Source organism: Pseudomonas cuatrocienegasensis (genome assembly GCF_900110925.1).
In the GTDB taxonomy this organism is placed as follows: Bacteria; Pseudomonadota; Gammaproteobacteria; order Pseudomonadales; family Pseudomonadaceae; genus Aquipseudomonas; species Aquipseudomonas cuatrocienegasensis.
The window spans coordinates 269,709-289,129 of the sequence record NZ_FOFP01000002.1; the positions used below are offsets into that span (position 1 = coordinate 269,709).

The window sequence follows — 19,421 nt, forward strand, 5'->3', positions numbered from 1 at the left end:
CCACCCTACGAACTGATGCGCCGCACGCTGGCACAGATCGAGCGCGCTTGCGCAATTTGTAGGAGCCCCGCCCCGGGGCGAACAGTGGGCGCAGCTCAATATCGATGTTGCCTGAGCCATTCGCCGCGAGGCGCGGCTCCTACAAGTCAGTTGTAGCCTGGGTCGAGCGCAGCGACACCCGGGAAGCCACTCCCCGACAGCGCAGCACCCCGCCTGCGCAACTACCAACAACCCCACATATCTCGTGGAAGGGGCCGGGCGGCGATCCCCTTTAGCCTCGACAACCTGTGCAGGGGTCGCGGCTAAAGCCCCTCCCACAAAAGCCACTCTCACAGCCCCTACCTACTCCACCACCCGCACACTGGCGGTCATCCCGGCGCTGAGCGTCAGCCCTGCGGGAAGCTCGTTCAATTTGATCCGCACCGGAATGCGCTGGGCCAAACGCACCCAGTTAAAGGTCGGCTCGACATTGGCCAGCAACTGCCCGTCCGGGCTGGCGTTGCGGTCGGTGATGCCGCGGCTGATGCTCTCGACCTCGCCGCTGATCGCCTGCCCGGCGCTCATCAGCCAGACCTCGACCGGCGCGCCGATACGCAGGCGCGGCAGTTTGGTTTCCTCGAAATACGCCACCACGTAAAACGACTCATCGGCCACCAGCGCCATCAGCGCCTGGCCGCTTTCAACGTGGTTACCCTGGGCCAGGGTCAGGTTGGTGACTTGGCCACTGCGCGGCGCCCGCAGCTCGGTACGGGCCAGGTTCAGCTCAGCCAGCTTCAGCGCAGCCTCGGCTTCCAGATACTCGCCACGGGCAATCTGCGTATTGATCTGCGCGTTGTCGAGCAACTCCGCGCTGATCGCCTGTGGCCCCAGGCGCGTGCGCCGCGAAGCTTCGTGCTCACGCAGCCTGAGCTGCTGGTGGCGGGTCTCGGCGACGGCCCGCGCCTGCTCAACCGCCGCCTGATAGCGCTCGGCATCCAGGCGCAGCAGCAGGTCGCCGGCGCGCACCTGCTGGTTGTCATGCACCGCCAGGTCGACCACCCAGCCCGAGACATCGGGCGCCATGGTGATTACATCCGCGCGCACCCGCGCATCGCGGGTCCAGGGTGAATACAGGTAGTGCTGCCATAACCAGCTACCGGCCAGCAGAGCTGCCAGCACCAGTGTCAGGGTAATGCCGACACGCAGGGTCGAACGCATGCCTTTCTCCTCGATTAACGTCCCAGCGCGGCCACCACGGCCGCCAATACACAGACATACAGAGCGCAGTCGAACAGCGCCTCGTGCCAGATCCAGCGCGCCGCGCCCACCCGCTGCAAGGCCAGGCGCACCACGCCAGTCAGCAGCAACGCCAGCAGCGCGTACAGCAACAAGGGGCTGAGCAGCACGCCGCCCAGCGCCCATTCACGCAATCCCATTGGGTTCTCCTTCGTGCAGGGCGCACCACTGCTGCCAGCCCCTCTGTACATGGGCCAGGGCCGCCAGTGCCAGGCGCCGGTCGATACTCGGCGGCGCCTGCTCCAGCGCCTGCTGCAACTGCGCCGCCACCTCATCGAGCGCCGTCGCTTGGGCCGCGCCTGCGGGCGCGCGCACCAGTTGCTCCAGACGTGCCATAAAGCGCTGCTCAGCAACGCCAAGCGGCGCATCCCCGGCGGCCAAACAGGCACGCAGGTGTAGCAGCTCATCACCCAGATCGAGGCTGAGCAGACCATCGTCCCAGCGGCTGGCGGTGCCGCCCGGCGCCACCGGATAGTGCCGCGCCAGAAGCAGCAAGCGGTCAGCCATGCGCCCACCAAACCAGTTTTCCGCACCGCCCAGGCTCTGCCGGGTCAGCCGCGCCAGGTCCCGGCGTATCGCATGCAGCACCCGCCGGCCATGCCAGGACGGGCTGCGCAGCAATACCAGGCGGAACGCCAGCACCGCGCAACCGACGCCAATCACAATCGCCAGGGCCTCGTTAAGAAACAACGCAACGTCGTAGCGCATGCTGTTTTGTGGCGCGCAGAGCACGATAAAGTGCAGGCAGAACGAGGTGGCACTCGCCCCGGTGGCAGGCGATGCCATGCCCAGCGCGCCGAAAAACAGCGGCACACCCAGCACCAGACACAACATGACAAAGCCGCTGACCTGCGGCAGCAGCACCTGGCCAGCAATAAAGGCAACCGGCAACGCGACCGCGATACCCTGCAAAAACATCACACCAATCTGCGGGGCGTTGTCGCGGCTGGCGAACAGGCTGCACACCACCGCCGCCAGCAGCAAGGCACCGGATGCCGCAGGCCAGCCGGTGGCCACCCAGAAAACCGCCAGCACGCCGAACGCCAGGGCACTGCGCAGGCCATACACCGCCGCACTCTGCCAATCCCGGTGCCAGGACAGCGCCGGCGGTGCGCGACGCGGCGCCTGCCCGGCCGCCAGCGCCTGCACGCTCTGTTCGGCCTGCGCTACGCGCTGGGCCAGCAACGCCAAACGCTCCAGGTACACCTGCTGCACACCCACCCGCGCAGGCTCAGCAGCCGCCTCGGCCAAGCGTGCGGCAAGCCCGCTCAGATCAACCGACGCCTCAGCATCCAAAGCGTGTAGCAGGATTTCCCGCCACGGCCGTAGCGCCTCGGCTTCCGTCGTATCGAGCAATTGCCACTGGCGCGCCGCCCCTCGTGCCAGACGCAGCATATTCAGCAGATCGCGGCTGAGCACCCGTACCGCCACCGCCCGCTGCCGCCCGCGCGCACCTTCAAACCAGGCATGCTCACGCTGGGCATCGACCGCCACAATACGCCCCATCACCTCCAGCAAACCCTGGCGCGCCTCGGCCTCACCAAGAATCGCCAGCCGCGCCGCCTGGCGCCCTGCCTGCCAAGCCTGCTGCGCCTGGCCGACCAGTTGCCGCTCGACCCGTTGTGGCCACAGCAGCGCGCTGACCAGGGTGGCGCAAAGAATGCCCAGGGAAATTTCACTGCAGCGCGCCACCGCCTGATCGAACACCGTCAGCGGTGCGGCAATCGCCGGCAAGCCGATAATCGCCACCGTGTAACCCGCCAGCACAAAGGCATAGGCCCAGGCACTGCGCAGCAGCGTCGAGGCCGCCGTACACAACCCCAGCCAGAGCGCCAGCACCAGCAAAAACAGCTCCGGCGCCTGGCCAAACAGCGCCATAAACACCACCGCCATCACCGTCCCGACCACCGTGCCCAGCAACCGCGCCAAACCCTTTTGCACCACCATGCCGGACAACGGCTGGGCGACGATAAACACGGTCATCAGCGCCCACTGCGGCTGCTCCAGACCAAAACGCATCGCGCACCACAACGCCAACCCGCCACCGAGCAGGGTCTTGAGAGCAAATTGAACAGCCGCCACAGAGGGCGCGAAAAAGGCGGTAAGCAAAGCAGGCATGGGATTTCACAGGCCGAGAACAATAACCCTAGCGTCCCTGCGGCAGATTGCGCAGGTAGATAGGCGAGCTAATTATTAGCGACCTATCGATATTCGTCCAGTTCCGATTTTCTTGTGCCTCAGGGGAAGGCCGCTGCCCACGGAAGGTTGCCCCCGAGCGTGCTTGAGGTGTAGGAGAAAATTTATTCGCGAAATTAGCGATCCCAATCGCGAATAAATTCGCGCCTATAACGCGGCAATCGCTAATTCAGCACGTAGCCTGGGTCGAGCGAAGCGACACCCGGGAACGACATTCGCGGATATCAGCGTGACCAGCCATTAGTGAGAGGGACGATAGGACGATTTCTGCCCGCCGCTTTTTCGGGAGAGCGCTGACCTACCTTTCTCAATCACAAACAGCACTCAAACCTGCCATTCATTCCAGGATTACTCACAAGCCAACGCTGCAAAAGCCCGCAACACCGCAAACAAAATCCCAACAGCTCCCCAAATCCCACCCACAAAAAAAGGCGACCGAAGTCGCCCAAATTGCCTTGCGTGCCTGTTGCCTGCGGACTCAGCGCAGCTTGTTGCGCTTGTGCGAGTCTTTCCAGATGAAGTAACCAACACCCGCGAAGAACGCGACCATCAGCCCGACTGTGCCGATGCCGGCCAGTACGACAGTATCGATAAACATGGGGTGCCTCCTGCTGTTGAGTCCGCTAGGGATGGCTGTAGATTAACAAGCGGCGGGCGGGCGATATTGATCTGGGTCAATGCCCTACAGGAGTCACCCGCGAGTCGCTCGCAGGGTTGATCCAGGTCAATTTTCAGAGGTGGACGCGGGCAAAACCTGCAGCGCCAGAGTCCATCCGGAAATGTCGGTGCATGGACGGGGTCGGGCTGCGCTCATCACTGAGCAGTAAGCAAGGCATTGAAAACTCGTATCGATGCGCAGTGAACGCTTGAGAAATACGAGTTTTCTTTATATAGATCAAATGATTAGGTAAAAACAAACAGCCCTATAGCAATTCGCCTAACGCAGCGGGATTAAACCCTTCCAACGCCGCATAGTTGCCATTTTCGACCTTAGCCACCCAATCCGGGTCACTCATCAGGGCGCGACCGACTGCGATCAGGTCAAATTCTTCGCGCTCCATCCGCTCAATGAGTCGGTCGAGGCTTGCAGGAGCCGAGCCTTTGCCGGCAAAGGCGTTCGTTACATCGTTATCAAGGCCAACTGAACCCACACTAATGGTGGCGGCCCCTGTCACTTTCTTCGCCCAGCCGGCACAGTTCAGACCGTTGCTGCCGTCAATTTCAGGAAACTCGGGCTCCCAGAAACGTCGTTGTGAACAATGCAGAACATCCACACCCGCCTCGACTAGCGGCAGCAGCCAGTCTTCCATCTGCTGAGGCGTTTCCGCGACGCGCACCCCATAGTCTTGCTGCTTCCATTGGCTGACTCGCATGATGATGGGAAATTCAGGGCCGACCGCAAGGCGGACGGCAGACACAATCTCGCTGGCAAAGCGAGAACGCTCCTTGATGGTCGCGCCACCGTAGCGATCGGTGCGTTGATTGGTGCCGGCCCAAAAGAACTGATCAATCAGATAGCCATGAGCGCCGTGAATCTCAACGGTGTCGAAACCCAGTCGTTTGGCATCCGCCGCAGCCTTGGCGAATGCTGAGATCGTGTCTGCAATATTTTCCTCACTCATCGCGACACCGCGCGGGTCTCCTGGCGAATCGAGACCAGATGGGCTTTCCACGGGAGCATCAGGCTCCCAGCCGTTGATATAACGCGCAGCGCCTGTATGCCAGATCTGCGGGGCCATAAGGCCGCCCGCGCTGTGGACCGCGTCGATCACGTTCTTCCAACCGGCTAACGCCGCATCGCCGTGGAAAAAAGGAATAGCGGAATCGTTACGCGAGGCAGGCCGATCAATAACGGTCCCTTCGGATAGGATCAGCCCAACGCGCCCTTCTGCCCTGCGCCGGTAATAGGCAGCACTCGCTTCGCCAGGTATGCCTTCGGGTGAGAAAAGACGGGTCATGGGTGCCATGACAATCCGGTTTTTCAGTTCCAATGAGCGGATGGAAAAAGGTCGGAATAAGATGCGGGTATCAAGGTTTGACATTGAGATGAACTCCATTGTGATTGGAGGCCATATAAATATACTTTGTAAACCTAGTGTCAATTAGGCACCTTATGTAGCCTAGGTATATCCGAGGAAACTCCAATGCTCGAACTGCAACCTCAATGCTTCTCATCGGACTGCCCTAGCCGGGCGCTTTTTGATCAAATCGCAGATAAATGGTCGATGATGGTTCTTGCTGTACTCGACAGCGGACCTCAGCGCTTCAACGCCATCAAGCGCCGACTGGAGGGGGTGACGCAGAAAGCGCTCACGCAGAGCCTGCGCAGGCTTGAACGCAATGGGCTGATATCGCGGGAGGTCATCTCATTCTCGCCCGTGGCGGTGCAATATGAGATCACTGCGCTTGGCAGGACCTTGCAAAACCCGTTTAGAGAGCTGCACGAATGGACGCTTGCCAAGTTGCCCGAGGTCGAAATCGCTCGAGCGCATTTTGACGAGATGTCGCGGCGGGATGGTGGTGGAACATGAGGCGCCTGTATGCGCTCAACGCCTGCAATCGCCCTCTGAACTGCGATTAGTTGGTTGCCACTGCCTGAGGGGCATTCCAACCGCCAGAAGGCCGAGCCGCTTCATGCCGGCAGAGCTGAGTGAAAATGCCGTCTACGCGGGAGGTGGGAGGTTTTGGGTGGTGTCGCGTTTTAGCCGGGACGTTCGCGATTTATCGCGAATAAATTCGCTCCTACAACAGCACCTAAAGCCTTGTGACGGCAGCAAACAGCCGCCGTCAGCGCTTTTTCGGCTTTTTCTTCTTGCCCTTGGTCAGGGGGAAGACTTGCTCGAAGACCTGGCGCATCTCGTTGAGCTTTTTGTCGTGCAGGTCGTGGATGCGCTTGCCGCGTTCGGCGTTGAAGTCGATCAGGTTGTCATCGTTACTCATGCGGGCGACCGGATTAGGCGGAATGTCAGGTTAAGGCGCGGCGCGCACTGGCTGCGCGTCTTCGCCACTTGGTGTTGCCAATAATGCTGCGTCGGCCCGCGCATGACCAGTAGGGAGCCGTGGGCCAGGGACAGTGAATGGGCGATGCGCGTCTGACCTTTGCGGCGCAGGTCGAAGCGCCGGGTGCCGCCGAGGTTGAGCGAGGCGATCAGCGGCTCGGGGCCTAGCTCGGTTTCGTCGTCGCTGTGCCAGCCCATGGAGTCCTGGCCGTCGCGGTAGTAGTTGAGCAGGCAACCGTTGAGCGGCTGGCCGACGGCGGCCGCTACCTGGTCGCGAATCTGTTGCAGCAGCGGCGTCCAGGGCAGCGGTTGGTGCACCAGGCCGGAGTAGCGGTAGCGCGCCTCGGGGTCGCCATACCAGGCCACCAGCCGCGGCACGGGATGCAAGCGACCATAGAGGCGCACCTGCGGCTGCTCCCAGAGCGTCTGCTCAAGCAACTGCGCCAGCCAGGTATCGGCCACGTCTGCTGACTGCCAAGCGGGCAGCAGGCACAGGTCGGCATCGGGAAGGCTCAGCGGGGCTTCGGCAAACAGGCTCACGGGGGCTCTCGTGACAGGGATGGAGGCTTATTGTGCGCGGCTCAGACTTCGACATCCACCCACAGGCCCTGGCGCGGTAGTGCCTCAAGTACGGCGGCGTCTTCTTCGCTGACTTCGCCTTCGGCCAACTCCTCGGCACTGTAGCCGCGCCGCTGCCGGCGGCGTTGCTCCTCGCGCAGGCTCTCGGCTTCTTGCGGGTGCTTGCGCGCCAGATTCACCGCACTCTCCTGCGCGCTCTCGGCGGCGGGCGTGACGGGGGGAATGGCGGGCGCCGGTTTGATCACATCCTGCTGGACGGTCACCGGCGCAACGTTGTGGGGGATCGGCGGTAGCACGAAAGCGCCTCCTGTTCTGCTCAGGCTGTCGGCAAAGTTAGCGACGACTTGAATCCAGCCTGCAGGGCTTGGACTGCGGTTATGGCGCTAAGTGCCGGCTAGGGTCTGTTCCCGCTTCGTCGCTAGCCGCGTTGCCGCGAAAAATCTCGCCAGGCTAGGCGGAGGACGCAGGGAATGGTCGTTCCCTTGCCAAGTCCTCCAACACCGCATGGCGAGATTTTGCGCGCAACCCGAAGGGCCGGGCCCGTTTTAGCGCGATGCGGCGTTTCTCGATGGCTCATTTAGCCGGCTAAACTTCGCATCTCGTGCCTTGCCTCGCGCTAAAACTGGCTCCGGCGCGGCCGCGAACGAAACGGGAACAGACCCTAAGACGAATGCGCCTTTGGCCCGGCCTGGCCTTTCCGTTAACATAGCCGGCTTTTCACGCGGGAGACACGCAGGCATGGCGCAATACGAACCGGGGCAACGCTGGATCAGTGACAGCGAGGCTGAGTTGGGTCTGGGTACCGTCCTTATGCAGGATGGCCGCATGCTCACCGTGCTTTACCCCGCGACGGGAGAAACCCGTCAATACGCCACGCGCAATGCGCCGTTGACCCGGGTGCGTTTCTCCCCAGGCGACGAGATCACCCACTTTGAAGGCTGGAAACTCACCGTTCAGGAAGTCGAAGACGTCGACGGCCTGCTGGTCTATCACGGCCTCAACGCCCAGCACCAGAATGTCACCCTGCCGGAAACCCAGCTGTCGAACTTTATCCAGTTCCGCCTGGCCAGCGACCGCCTGTTCGCCGGGCAGATCGACCCGCTGAACTGGTTCGCCCTGCGCTACCGCACCCTGGAGTTCACCAGCAAGCAGCTGCAGTCCTCGCTGTGGGGCCTGGGCGGCGTCCGTGCGCAGCCGATTGCGCACCAGTTGCACATTGCCCGTGAAGTGGCCGACCGCATCGCCCCGCGCGTACTGCTGGCCGACGAAGTGGGCCTGGGCAAGACCATCGAAGCCGGTCTGGTGATCCACCGCCAGCTGCTCTCCGGGCGCGCCAACCGCGTGCTGATTCTGGTGCCGGAAAACCTCCAGCACCAGTGGCTGGTGGAGATGCGCCGCCGCTTCAACCTGGATGTGGCGCTGTTCGACGCCGAACGCTTTATCGAAAGCGACGCCAGCAACCCCTTCGAGGACTGCCAGTTGGCGCTGGTCGCCCTGGAGTGGCTGTGCGAGGACGAAAAGGCCCAGAACGCGCTGTTCGCCGCCGGCTGGGACCTAATGGTGGTCGACGAAGCTCACCACTTGGTCTGGCACCCGGAAAAGGCCAGCCGCGAGTACAGCCTGGTTGAGCAGCTGGCCGAAGTGATCCCCGGCGTGCTGCTGCTCACCGCGACCCCGGAGCAGCTCGGCCAGGACAGCCACTTCGCCCGTCTGCGCCTGCTCGACCCGCATCGCTTCCACGACCTGGAAGCCTTCCGCGCCGAAAGTGCCCACTACCAGCCGGTGGCTGAAGCCGTACAGGAACTGCTAGACCAGGGCCGCCTGTCGCCGGCCGCACACCAGACTATCCATGACTTCCTCGGTGCCGCAGGCGAAGCGCTGCTGGCCGCGGTGAATGACGGCGACAGCGAAGCCTCGGCACGCCTGGTGCGCGAGCTGCTCGACCGCCACGGCACCGGCCGCCTGTTGTTCCGCAACACCCGCGCCGCCGTGCAGGGCTTCCCCGAGCGCGAGCTGCATGCCTACCCGCTGGCCAGCCCCGACGAATACCTGGAACTGCCGATTGGCGAGCATGCCGACCTCTACCCGGAAGTCAGCTACCAGGCCCAGGCGGATGTCGACGAAGACCAGCGCTGGTGGCGCTTCGACCCGCGCGTCGAATGGCTGATCGACACTCTGAAGATGCTCAAGAAGTTCAAGGTGCTGGTGATCTGCGCCCACGCCGAAACCGCCATGGACCTGGAAGATGCCCTGCGCGTGCGCTCCGGCATCCCAGCCACGGTGTTCCATGAAGGCATGAGCATCCTTGAGCGCGACCGCGCTGCGGCCTACTTCGCCGACGAAGAGTTTGGCGCCCAGGTGCTGATCTGCTCCGAGATCGGCTCCGAAGGCCGTAACTTCCAGTTCGCCCACCACCTGGTGCTGTTCGACCTGCCGGCCCACCCGGACCTGCTCGAACAGCGCATCGGCCGCCTCGACCGGATCGGCCAGAAGCATCGTATTCAGTTGCACGTGCCCTACCTGGAAAACAGCCCGCAGGAACGTCTGTTCCAGTGGTATCACCAGGCGCTCAACGCCTTTTTGGCCACCTGCCCCACCGGCAACGCCCTGCAGCACCAGTTCGGCAGCCGCTTGCTGCCGCTGCTGGAGGCCGGCGACGATGGCGAATGGCAAGAGTTGGTCGACGCCGCCACGGCCGAGCGCCAGCGCCTGGAAAGCGAACTGCACGCTGGCCGTGACCGCCTGCTGGAACTCAACTCCGGCGGCGCCGGCGAAGGTGAAGCGCTGGTTGAGGCGATCCTCGAACAGGACGACCAGTTCGCCCTGCCGATCTATATGGAGCAGTTGTTCGACGCCTTCGGCATCGACAGCGAGGACCATTCCGAGAACGCCCTGATCCTGCGTCCCAGCGAAAAGATGCTGGATGCCAGCTTCCCCCTGGGCGACGACGAAGGCGTAACCATCACCTACGACCGCAACCTGGCCCTGGCCCGCGAGGACATGCAGTTCCTCACCTGGGAACACCCCATGGTACAAGGCGGCATGGACCTGGTGCGCTCCGGTTCCATGGGCAACACCGGCGTGGCGCTGATCAAGAACAAGGCGCTCAAGCCCGGCACCGTGCTGCTGGAACTGCTCTACGTCAGCGAAGTGGTGGCGCCCCGCGCCCTGCAGCTGGGCCGTTATCTGCCGCCGGCCGCCCTGCGCTGCCTGCTCGATGCCAACGGCAATGACCTGGCACACAAGGTGGCGTTCGAGACGCTCAACGACCAGCTCGAAAGCGTGCCGCGCGCCAGCGCCAACAAGTTTGTGCAAGCCCAGCGTGAAGCGCTCAACACCACCATCGGTGCCGGCGAAGAGAAGATCGCGCCGCGCCATGCCGAGCGTGTGGCCGAAGCCAAACGCCGCCTGGCCGCCGACACCGACGAAGAACTGGCCCGCCTGACCGCCCTGCAAGCCGTCAACCCCAGCGTGCGCGACAGCGAGCTGGAGGCCCTGCGCCAACAGCGCGAGCAAGGCCTGGCCATGCTCGACAAAGCAGCCCTGCGCCTGGAAGCGATCCGCGTGTTGGTGGCGGGGTAAGGTAAAGCGCGGGGGAAGCACGCCGCTCCTACGGTGGCCTTGGTTAACCCCCGAAGCCCCCAGCGATACCAGGCAGAAATGCCCCGGGTGTCGCTGCGCTCGACCCAGGCTACAAGGCTGGGCTACATGCGATTTCTTTGTAGGAGCGAATTTATTCGCGATGCTTTCGAGCTGATCGCGATATTCGCGATCCAATCGCGAATAAATTCGCTCCTACAGGTGCTGCGCCTGACTCCACCTCCTCACCAAGGAGACGCCGATGTTTCCGCCTGCCGATTTCCGCCCTCGCCTGCGCGATGGCGTGCTCGAATTCCCTGTGCATCACGTGCGCGGCGGTACCTCCACCGGCCTGGTGCTCTGGGAGCCGTTTGCGCCGCGCGAGGCGCACCTGCGTGAGGAGCTATTGCGCCATCTGATGGGTGTGCCTTTGGCGGGCTCGCAGCCGGGCAATCGGCAAATCACCGGCCTGGGCCGTGGCACGCCGATCAGCAACAAGGTGTTTTTCGTCGACTGGCACAGGCATGTGGACGGCGAGCGTTTGACCAGCACCCTGGCACAGCTAGCCAGTGACCACGCGGCCATCGACTGGAGCGTCAATTGCGGCAACCTGTCCAGTGCCCTGCCACTGTGGGCGCTGGATGTCGGACTGGTCACGGTTGCCCGGGGGGCGACTCGTACTGTCGTTATTCGCAATACCAACACTGGGGTGATCAGCACCGGGCGTATCGGCCGGGGCAGCGATGAGGCCTTGCTTACGGCGTCGATTCCCGGGGTCGCGGGGGAGTTTCCCGCTGTCGATCTGTTCCTGCACGAGCCGGTGGGCGCCAAGACCGGGCAGTTGCTGCCGACCGGCCAGGTGATCGAGCACATCGACGGCTACGCCCTGTCCTGTGTAGATGTCGCGGTGCCGATGGTTATCGCGCGGGCCAGCGACTTCGGCAAGACCGCCGCTGAACCGCTCGCCGAACTGCAAAACGATCAGGCGTTTATGGCCAACCTGCGCCACCTCTGGGTGCAGGCCGGCCTGCGCATGGGCCTGCGCCGTGGTGACGGTGAGTTGATGACGGCAGATGAGCTGGCGCGCAGCGAAACCCAGCCCAAGGCGTGCATCGTCGGGCCGCCCCATGCGGGCGGCAACCTCTCGGTGCGCTACTTCACGCCGCAGGCCGTGCACCCCTCGATGGCGGTGTCGGGCGGTTGTTGCCTGGCGGCAGCTGCGTTGATTCCCGGCTCGGTGGCCTGGCAGGTGGCCGAAGGGCTCAAGGCGCCCTCAGGCGAATTTGCCGATATCGAGGTGGCCCTCGAGAACCCTGCCGGCCTCCTCGCAACCACGGTGGTGGCGCGTGAGCACCAGGGCACGCTGCAGATCCGCAGCGCGGCCTATCGGCGAACCGCGCAGGTACTGCTGCGCGGGCATATGCCGCTGTACCGCGCCTCTCCAGCGTTGATCGCGGCGCTAACCGACACCTGAGTGCCGGCCAGCGGGGGGACGTCCCGTACCGCAACACGAATCGCTTATTGCGTTATTCAGGAGGGGCCGGGCAGCGCTCCGCTTCAGCCTCGAAGCGTTGGCGATAGCGCCAAAAAGCTCGCGGCTAAAGCCCCTCCCACAAACCGAGATTTCATCGCCCCGTTCACGGCCTTACTTGGCGACAGGCGACAGCGCCATATCGGCCGCGTCTGCGTCCATCCCGGCATGCATGCGCGCGGCATCGGCGACAAAGCTGCGCGAGGCCTGGATCAGCGCCAGCATGGTCAGGACCAGGGCCACCGGGATCAGGTACATGGCGTCGTGCAGGCCAACGGCCTTGAACGCCTCGCTCATTTCACTGGCGCCAGCCGCGAGCATCGCCGCCTGGGCGTAGTGGTCCGAGAGCAGGCCGACTGCCAATGGGCCAAGGCCACCGCCAAGCAGGTACAGGCCGGCAAAGAACAGCGCCATGGCCGTGGCCCGCAGGCGCGGCTCGATCACGTCCTGAATCGCCGTGTAGACGCAGGTGTAGAAGTTGTAGGCGAACAGCCAGCCAATGCTGAACACCGCGACGAACACGCCAATCTCGATACGACCGGCCATCAGCGCGTAGCCGGTGGCGACACTGGCCACCAGCATGCTCAGGGCGGCAAACAGCAGGCGGCCACGGGCCCAGCGCTGTTGAATACGGTCGGCCAACCAGCCGCCCAGGGTCAGACCAACCAGGCCGGTAAGGCCGACGATCACCCCGGTGGCCACCGCTGCCTGCTCCAGCGGCAGCAGGAAGTAACGCTGCAGCATCGGCACCATAAAGGAGTTACACGCGTAGGTGGCGAAGTTGAATGCCAGGCCCGCCAGCACCAGCCACCAGAAGGTGCGAATCGCCAGGACCTTGCGCAACGGTTTTTCGACCGCTGCAGTGGACACGGCTACCGCCTCGGCGGCGCCGCGCTTAGGCTCGCGAATAAAGAACATAAACAGCGCGAGGATCAGCCCCGGCACAGCAGCAATAAAGAAGGGCGCGCGCCAGCTGTCGAACGCCGTGACCATGGCGCCGATGGTGAAGAACGCCAGCAACAGGCCCAGCGGCAGGCCGAGCATAAAGATGCCCATGGCCCGGGCGCGCTTGTGCGGTGGGAACAGGTCGCCAATCAGCGAGTTGGCCGCCGGCGCGTAGCTGGCCTCGCCAATGCCCACGCCCATGCGAATCAGCAGGAAACTCCAGAAATTCCAGGCCAGTCCATTGACCGCCGTCAACCCGCTCCAGGCCGCCAGGCCCCAGCCCATTATCTTGCGCCGCGAACCGGTGTCGGCCATGCGCCCCAACGGCAACCCGGCAATCGCATAGACCAGGGTAAAGGCGGTGCCGATCATGCCCAGCTGAAAGTCGCTCAGGCTCCATTCCATACGGATCGGCTCGATGATGATCGCCGGAATGGTGCGGTCGAAGAAGTTGAACAGGTTGGCGAGAAAAAGCAGAAACAGGACACGCCAGGCATTTGCCGCTTGCTGGTTTTGCTGCATGGGGCGGTTCTCTTGTTGTTATGACCGTTAGGGAGCGCGACGAACCCTGCTCCCGGCCGTCAATCTAGGGCCTTGCGCTGGTTCTGTCTGCGACTATTCGCCCAGGTTATGGCAACCGATGCACACTCCGCGGCGCATCTGCCGATCAAACCGGCGGAGCTGCGGTCGAACGCATTCGAGCAGCCATCAGGACGATCCTTCACCAGGCTGCCAGAGATGACGGGAGAAGGCCGGTGGCCGCGACACACAAGGAACATTTCATCGGTCTGGAATGGCTGCGCTTCGCCCTCGGGCTGTACATCGTGGTGTTTCATACGCTGCACAACTACCGCATTGAGGGCCAGGACAGCTGGTTGCAGGACCTAGCCGGCGTGGGCTTCTTCGCCACCAGCAGCTTCTTCGTGTTGTCGGGTTTCTTGCTGGCGCATGTTTACTGTTGGCGCGGGCAACTGCGTGAACCGGCGCTGAGTTTCTGGAGCCGGCGCTTCGCCAACCTCTACCCGCTGCACCTGTTTTCCCTGGCATTGACGGTCACGGTCATTGGTCTGATCAGCTACCTGGGTATCCCGCCGGACGACACCAAAGCGAGCCTGCGCTTTGTGGTCTACGACACCAACGAAGTCGACGGAAGGGCCTCACGCGAGCTACTGGAGCACTGGATGAGCAATGCCGAGCTGGCGTTCAACGCCCTGCTGCAACTGCTTATGCTGCACGCCTGGAACCCCTACTACCTGACGTTCAACCCGCCGCTGTGGTCGGTCTCCACGCTGTTTTTCTTTTACCTGTGCTTCCCGTTCGTCGCGCCGCGCCTGGTGCAGATCCGCCATCCGCTGCGCTGGCTCGGCCTGCTGATGCTGCTGTACCTGCTGCCGCCGTTGTGGATGATCGCCAACCAGGCCTACGGCATGCCCTTTACCGGCATGCTGCACCGTATGCCGCTGCTGCGTTTGCCGGAGTTTCTCGCCGGCATCGTGCTCTACGGCCTGTTTCGCCAGCAGCGCGACAGCGCCGCGCAACCGATTATGGGCCAACCGCTGCTGCTCGGTGTCTTTGCCCTGGCCTGTTTTCTGGCCGCGGCCTGGTTGGTCAAGGGCGCGCAGTTCTGGTACTTCCTGCTGCACAACGGCCTGCTGCTGCCGGCACAGCTGGCGCTGATCTACGCCTGCGCACAGGTCGGCGAGCCTCCACGGGCGGGGCTGGAAAAATGGGCCAAGCGCCTGGGTACCGCCTCATTGCCACTATTCATCCTGCATGTGCCGGCCTTTACCCTGTTCTCGCGCGGCGAAAAACTCCTCGCCAGCCTATGGAGCGGCTGCGACAGCGGCTGGTCGGCCTGCATTGCTCAGGCCGGCGAGTACAGCCTCTCACCCTGGCTCTACCCGCTGTTTTTGCTGCTGACCGTCGCCCTCTGCCTATGGGCCCAGCGCAATGCTGTAGTGCCGATGCGCACCTGGCTGCTGCGCCGCTTACCCGTGCAGCGCAAGCAACCTTCGGCGGCATAAGCCCGGCACAGACCGTCTGCGCGGCCTATTGCCGCAGGAATCATTTGTGCCGCGGGCGGTCGGAAAACTGATGCCGGCAGCCAACCTGCCGGACTTTTCTGACTGTTTTTAGGAGATTCGAGGCCTTGAACCCGTTCGACACCTCTGTGCACAACCGTCTGCGACAAGGCCTGCTAGGCCTGAGCCTAGCCGCTTCGCTTATGGCTGCTGGGTACGCCAACGCGTTCTCGCTTGACGATGTGGCCACCCAGGCCAAAGACCTCGCCGACCAGGCCTATGTCGCCCCCACCAGCAACTTGCCGCGCGAATTCAGCGAGATGCAGTTCGCCGACTACCAGAAAATCCAACCGCGCCCGGAGAAATTCGAGTGGCGCGAGCGCGATACCCCTTTCCAATTGAGCTTCTATCACCAGGGCATGCACTTCAACACGCCGGTGAAGATCAACGAAGTCACTGCGAGCACCGTCAAAGAGATCAAATACGACCCGCAGCGCTTCGACTTCGGCGACCTAAAATTTGATAAGGAAGCCACGCAGAATCTCGGCTACGCCGGTTTTCGGGTGATGTACCCGATCAACCAGAAGGACAAGCAGGACGAGATCATGAGCGTGCTCGGCGCCAGCTACTTCCGGGTAATCGGCAAGGATCAGGTGTATGGCCTCTCGGCCCGCGGCCTGGCCCTGGATACCGCGCTGCCCAGCGGCGAGGAGTTTCCCTATTTCCGCGAGTTCTGGATCGAGCGGCCGAAACCCGAAGACCGTCATCTGGTGATCTTCGCCCTGCTCGACTCGCCACGGGCCACCGGCGCCTACCGGTTTATTCTGCGCCCGGGTGAGGACGCAGTGGTCGATGTGCAGTCCAAGGTTTACTTCCGCGAGGCGGTAAGCAAGGTCGGCGTCGCCGCCCTGACCAGCATGTTCCTCTTCGATCCGCGCCAGCCGCCGAACGTCGCCAGCTTCCGCCCGTCGCTGCATGACTCCAACGGCCTGGCCATCCATACCGGCGATGACGAGTGGTTGTGGCGCCCGCTAAACAACCCGAAAAACCTCGCGGTGAGCACCTACCAGGTGACCAACCCGAAAGGCTTCGGCCTGCTCCAGCGCGGCCGCGAGTTCGCCCGCTATGAAGACCTCGACGACCGCTACGAGCTGCGCCCAAGCGCCTGGATCGAGCCCAAGGGCGACTGGGGCAAGGGCCATGTCGAGCTGGTGGAAATCCCCACCCCGGACGAAACCAACGACAACATCGTGGCGTTCTGGACGCCGGAGACCCTGCCGGAAAAAGGCCAGCCCCTGGAGCTTGCCTACCGCATGCACTGGACCCTCGACGAGCCGGCCCTGCACGACCCGGCCAACGCCTGGGTGGCGCAGACCCTGCGCAGCGCCGGGGAAGACAAGCAGGCCAACCTGATCCGCCAGCTCGATGACAGCGTCGCCTTGTCCATCGACTTCGAAGGCCCGGCCTTGGCCGACCTGCCAGCCGACACAGCGCTGGCCAGCCAGGTCAGCGCCAACGACAACGCCGAGCTGCTCGACACGCAACTGCGCCATAACCCGGCCACCAACGGCTGGCGCCTGACCCTGCGCCTGAAGGTCAAGGACCCGGCCCAGCCGGTCGAGCTGCGCGCTGCCCTGACCCGTGACGACGCGCCGATCAGCGAGACCTGGAGCTACCAGATCCCGCCGCACGCGGAGAGCGCACCATGAGCACCTCGACACCTGCCAGTGCGTCGCAGGTCGAGCAGTACCTCGACAGCCTCGACCTGCCCGCCGCGCAGCGGGCAGAGCTGGCCGACGCCCATGACCTGGACGAGTTGCACCGGCGCCTGGCCGGGCTGCAGGCCGCTGACGATAGCAGCGCCGACGCCGCGGTGGCGGCCTCGGCCAGCGCACGCCTGAGCCTGGATGCTGGCGCCGCCCTGCGCAGCAGCGGCCTGCTCGGCTGCGACGCGGCGGGGCGGATCAAGCTGCAGGCCACCCCGCCGCTGCGCCGCACCGCGGTGATCCCCGAACCCTGGCGCACCAACATCCTGGTGCGCGCCTGGCGCCGCCTGCGCGGCCAGCGCAACCCGCCACAGGCGCCGCGGCGGGAGTTGCCGGCCGCACGCTGGCGACAGGTCGGTTCGCTGCGGCGGATGATCCTCCTGGCGTTGATGCTCGGGCAAACCGGCATGGCCACCTGGTACATGAACAGCATCCTGCCCTACCAGGGCTGGAACCTGATCAACCTGCAGGAGCTCACCCAGCAGGGCTGGCAGCAGAGCCTGGTGCAGCTTTTGCCCTATGTCGTACAGGGCAGCATTCTGCTGCTGTTCTCGATTCTCTTCTGCTGGGTCTCGGCCGGTTTCTGGACGGCGCTGATGGGCTTCTGGGAGCTGCGCCGCGGTTACGACCGCTATGGCATTTCCGGGCGCAGCGCCGGCAAGCAACCCATCCCGACTAACGCACGCACGGCGATCATCATGCCGATCTGCAACGAGGATGTGCCGCGGGTGTTCGCCGGCCTGCGCGCCACCTACGAGTCGGTGGCGGCCAGCGGCGAGCTGGCGCAGTTCGACTTCTTCGTCCTCAGCGACACCGGCGACACCGACATTGCCGTGGCCGAGCAGCAGGCCTGGCTGGAGCTGTGCGAAGAAACCGAAGGTTTCGGGCGCATCTTCTACCGCCGCCGTCGGCGCCGGGTGAAACGCAAGAGCGGCAATATCGACGACTTCTGCCGGCGCTGGGGCAGCGACTACCGCTATATGGTGGTGCTCGATGCCGACAGCGTGATGAGCGGCGAAAGCCTGACCAGCCTGGTGCGCCTGATGGAGCAGAACCCCCAGGCCGGGATCATCCAGACCGCACCGGTGGCCGCCGGGATGAACACCCTGTACGCGCGCCTGCAGCAGTTCGCCACCCGCGCCTACGGCCCGCTGTTCACCGCCGGGCTGCATTTCTGGCAACTCGGCGAGTCGCACTACTGGGGCCACAACGCGATCATTCGCATGCAGCCCTTTATCGATCACTGCGCCCTGGCGCCACTGCCGGGCAAGGGCGCGTTCGCCGGGGCGATTCTCTCCCACGATTTCGTCGAAGCCTCGCTGATGCGCCGCGCCGGCTGGGGCGTGTGGATCGCCTACGACCTGCCGGGCAGCTACGAAGAACTGCCGCCCAACCTGATTGACGAGTTGCAGCGCGACCGCCGCTGGTGCCACGGCAACCTGATGAACTTCCGCCTGTTTCTGGTCAAAGGCATGCACCCGGTACACCGCGCGGTGTTCCTCACCGGGGTGATGTCCTACCTGTCGGCGCCGCTGTGGTTTCTGTTTCTGGTGCTGTCTACCGCGCTGCTGGCGATTCACACGTTGATGGAGCCGCAGTATTTTCTGGTGCCGGGGCAGTTGTTCCCGGTCTGGCCGCGCTGGAACCCTGAGCGCGCCATTGCCCTGTTCTCCACCACCCTGACCCTGCTGTTTCTGCCCAAGCTGCTCAGCGTGCTGCTGATCTGGCTCAAGGGCGCCCGCGACTTCGGCGGCGCGCTCAAGGTCAACCTGAGCATGCTGCTGGAGATGCTCTTCTCGGTGCTGCTGGCGCCGGTGCGCATGCTGTTTCACACTCAGTTCGTTTGCGCGGCCTTTCTCGGCTGGTCGGTGAGCTGGAACTCGCCACAACGCGACAACGGCCTGACCACCTGGGGCGATGCCGTGCGCCGCCACGGCTGGCAGAGCGCGATTGGCCTGGGCTGGACGCTGCTGGTGGCCTGGCTCGACCCGACCTTCCTGTGGTGGCTGCTGCCAATTGTCGGCTCGCTGATGCTGGTGATCCCGGTGTCGGTGTTCTCCAGCCGCCTGAGCCTGGGCCTGAAAAGCCGCCAGGCCAGCCTGTTCCTGATTCCCGAGGAATCGGACCCGCCCCTGGAGCTGCTCAATACCTACGCCTACACCCGCCATAACCGCAGCCACGCGCTGGAGGACGGTTTTATCGAAGCGGTGCTGCACCCACGGCGCAACGCCCTGGCCTGCGCCCTGGCTACCGCCCGCCACGGGCAATCGGCGCTGCTGGAACAGGCACGCGCACGGCTGCTCGACGACGCACTGCGCCTGGGCCCGAAAAAACTCGATGACGCACAGAAGCGCCAGATCCTCGACGACCCCGTGCTACTCAGCCGCCTGCACCGGCAACTGTGGCTGGCCGGCGCCCAACACCCACTGTGGCGCCACGGCTATGTACCTGGGCCACGCCCGGTCAATCCGCCGTTCCTGCCTAGTCCGGTCGTGGCACCCATGGTGCAGGCTTGAGGGCTGCGGCCATT

The 19,421-nt window shown here is 63.9% G+C and carries 15 protein-coding genes; 6 read left to right on the forward strand and 9 right to left on the reverse strand.

Annotated elements, in window-relative coordinates:
* Positions 1-342: 342 nt before the first annotated feature.
* The 5 genes from BMW49_RS04120 to BMW49_RS04135 form a co-directional block, all read right to left on the reverse strand.
* Entirely contained in the window at positions 343-1,197 is an 855-nt protein-coding gene (locus BMW49_RS04120; RefSeq protein WP_069516023.1) for an efflux RND transporter periplasmic adaptor subunit, read from the reverse strand.
* Positions 1,198-1,211: 14 nt separating this feature from the next.
* Positions 1,212-1,415 (reverse strand): DUF1656 domain-containing protein, encoded by a 204-nt coding sequence (locus BMW49_RS04125; RefSeq protein ID WP_069516024.1) that lies wholly within the window; start codon positions 1,413-1,415, stop codon positions 1,212-1,214.
* On the reverse strand, positions 1,402-3,393 hold the full coding sequence (locus BMW49_RS04130) for an FUSC family protein (RefSeq protein WP_069516025.1): 1,992 nt from the start codon (positions 3,391-3,393) through the stop codon (positions 1,402-1,404). Before BMW49_RS04130 ends, BMW49_RS04125 begins: the two co-directional genes overlap by 14 nt.
* 556 nt (positions 3,394-3,949) lie before the next feature.
* On the reverse strand, positions 3,950-4,069 hold the full coding sequence (ccoM, locus tag BMW49_RS25305) for a cytochrome c oxidase subunit CcoM (RefSeq protein WP_279627077.1): 120 nt from the start codon (positions 4,067-4,069) through the stop codon (positions 3,950-3,952).
* A 325-nt stretch (positions 4,070-4,394) separates the two neighbouring features.
* Positions 4,395-5,513, reverse strand: coding sequence for an NADH:flavin oxidoreductase (locus tag BMW49_RS04135; RefSeq protein WP_069516026.1), 1,119 nt, complete (start codon positions 5,511-5,513; stop codon positions 4,395-4,397).
* 102 nt (positions 5,514-5,615) lie between these two features.
* Here BMW49_RS04135 and BMW49_RS04140 point away from each other — a divergent pair, with 102 nt between their 5' ends.
* Positions 5,616-6,002: a winged helix-turn-helix transcriptional regulator gene (locus tag BMW49_RS04140; protein WP_069516027.1), complete on the forward strand. Its 387-nt coding sequence runs from the start codon at positions 5,616-5,618 to the stop codon at positions 6,000-6,002.
* A gap of 256 nt (positions 6,003-6,258) precedes the next feature.
* Here BMW49_RS04140 and BMW49_RS24765 read toward each other — a convergent pair whose 3' ends face one another.
* The 3 genes from BMW49_RS24765 to BMW49_RS04155 are packed head-to-tail and all read right to left on the reverse strand — an operon-like array spanning position 6,259 to position 7,345.
* A complete protein-coding gene (locus BMW49_RS24765; protein ID WP_090390852.1) occupies positions 6,259-6,411 on the reverse strand; it encodes a hypothetical protein in 153 nt (50 codons plus the stop codon).
* Positions 6,408-7,010 carry an alpha-ketoglutarate-dependent dioxygenase AlkB family protein gene (locus BMW49_RS04150; protein WP_069516028.1) on the reverse strand — a complete coding sequence of 201 codons (603 nt, stop codon included), beginning with the start codon at positions 7,008-7,010 and terminating at the stop codon, positions 6,408-6,410. Before BMW49_RS04150 ends, BMW49_RS24765 begins: the two co-directional genes overlap by 4 nt.
* 41 nt (positions 7,011-7,051) lie before the next feature.
* A complete protein-coding gene (locus BMW49_RS04155; RefSeq protein WP_069516029.1) occupies positions 7,052-7,345 on the reverse strand; it encodes an aspartate-semialdehyde dehydrogenase in 294 nt (97 codons plus the stop codon).
* Between the two features lie 442 nt (positions 7,346-7,787).
* Between BMW49_RS04155 and rapA the strand changes: the two genes are divergently transcribed.
* Together rapA and BMW49_RS04165 are read left to right on the forward strand one after the other, a co-directional pair.
* Positions 7,788-10,631, forward strand: a complete 2,844-nt coding sequence (rapA, locus tag BMW49_RS04160) for an RNA polymerase-associated protein RapA (RefSeq protein WP_069516030.1) — start codon at positions 7,788-7,790, stop codon at positions 10,629-10,631.
* A 259-nt stretch (positions 10,632-10,890) separates the two neighbouring features.
* Positions 10,891-12,102, forward strand: a complete 1,212-nt coding sequence (locus tag BMW49_RS04165; RefSeq protein WP_069516031.1) for a PrpF domain-containing protein — start codon at positions 10,891-10,893, stop codon at positions 12,100-12,102.
* A gap of 171 nt (positions 12,103-12,273) precedes the next feature.
* Here the strand turns inward: BMW49_RS04165 and BMW49_RS04170 are convergent, their stop codons facing one another.
* Complete coding sequence (locus tag BMW49_RS04170) at positions 12,274-13,626, reverse strand: spinster family MFS transporter (protein ID WP_069516032.1); 1,353 nt, start codon at positions 13,624-13,626, stop codon at positions 12,274-12,276.
* Positions 13,627-13,859: 233 nt separating this feature from the next.
* On the opposite strand from BMW49_RS04170, the gene BMW49_RS04175 reads away from it, so the two are divergent.
* The 3 genes from BMW49_RS04175 to mdoH all read left to right on the forward strand — a co-directional run bounded on the left by BMW49_RS04175 (position 13,860) and on the right by mdoH (position 19,407).
* Entirely contained in the window at positions 13,860-15,128 is a 1,269-nt protein-coding gene (locus BMW49_RS04175; protein WP_069516033.1) for an acyltransferase family protein, read from the forward strand.
* A gap of 125 nt (positions 15,129-15,253) precedes the next feature.
* The gene (locus BMW49_RS04180; RefSeq protein WP_069516034.1) at positions 15,254-16,834 is read left to right on the forward strand and encodes a glucan biosynthesis protein G; all 1,581 of its coding nucleotides are present in this window, start codon (positions 15,254-15,256) and stop codon (positions 16,832-16,834) included.
* Complete coding sequence (gene mdoH / locus BMW49_RS04185; protein WP_069516035.1) at positions 16,831-19,407, forward strand: glucans biosynthesis glucosyltransferase MdoH; 2,577 nt, start codon at positions 16,831-16,833, stop codon at positions 19,405-19,407. Before BMW49_RS04180 ends, mdoH begins: the two co-directional genes overlap by 4 nt.
* Positions 19,408-19,421: the final 14 nt, after the last annotated feature.

What these genes read in the sequence shown, in the direction of transcription:
- BMW49_RS04120 (WP_069516023.1), bottom strand. Translation starts at nt 1,197, where the DNA reads ATGCGTTCGACCCTGCGTGTCGGCATTACCCTGACACTGGTGCTGGCA.
- BMW49_RS04125 (WP_069516024.1), bottom strand. Translation starts at nt 1,415, where the DNA reads ATGGGATTGCGTGAATGGGCGCTGGGCGGCGTGCTGCTCAGCCCCTTG.
- BMW49_RS04130 (WP_069516025.1), bottom strand. Translation starts at nt 3,393, where the DNA reads ATGCCTGCTTTGCTTACCGCCTTTTTCGCGCCCTCTGTGGCGGCTGTT.
- ccoM (WP_279627077.1), bottom strand. Translation starts at nt 4,069, where the DNA reads ATGTTTATCGATACTGTCGTACTGGCCGGCATCGGCACAGTCGGGCTG.
- BMW49_RS04135 (WP_069516026.1), bottom strand. Translation starts at nt 5,513, where the DNA reads ATGTCAAACCTTGATACCCGCATCTTATTCCGACCTTTTTCCATCCGC.
- BMW49_RS04140 (WP_069516027.1), top strand. Translation starts at nt 5,616, where the DNA reads ATGCTCGAACTGCAACCTCAATGCTTCTCATCGGACTGCCCTAGCCGG.
- BMW49_RS24765 (WP_090390852.1), bottom strand. Translation starts at nt 6,411, where the DNA reads ATGAGTAACGATGACAACCTGATCGACTTCAACGCCGAACGCGGCAAG.
- rapA (WP_069516030.1), top strand. Translation starts at nt 7,788, where the DNA reads ATGGCGCAATACGAACCGGGGCAACGCTGGATCAGTGACAGCGAGGCT.
- BMW49_RS04165 (WP_069516031.1), top strand. Translation starts at nt 10,891, where the DNA reads ATGTTTCCGCCTGCCGATTTCCGCCCTCGCCTGCGCGATGGCGTGCTC.
- BMW49_RS04170 (WP_069516032.1), bottom strand. Translation starts at nt 13,626, where the DNA reads ATGCAGCAAAACCAGCAAGCGGCAAATGCCTGGCGTGTCCTGTTTCTG.
- mdoH (WP_069516035.1), top strand. Translation starts at nt 16,831, where the DNA reads ATGAGCACCTCGACACCTGCCAGTGCGTCGCAGGTCGAGCAGTACCTC.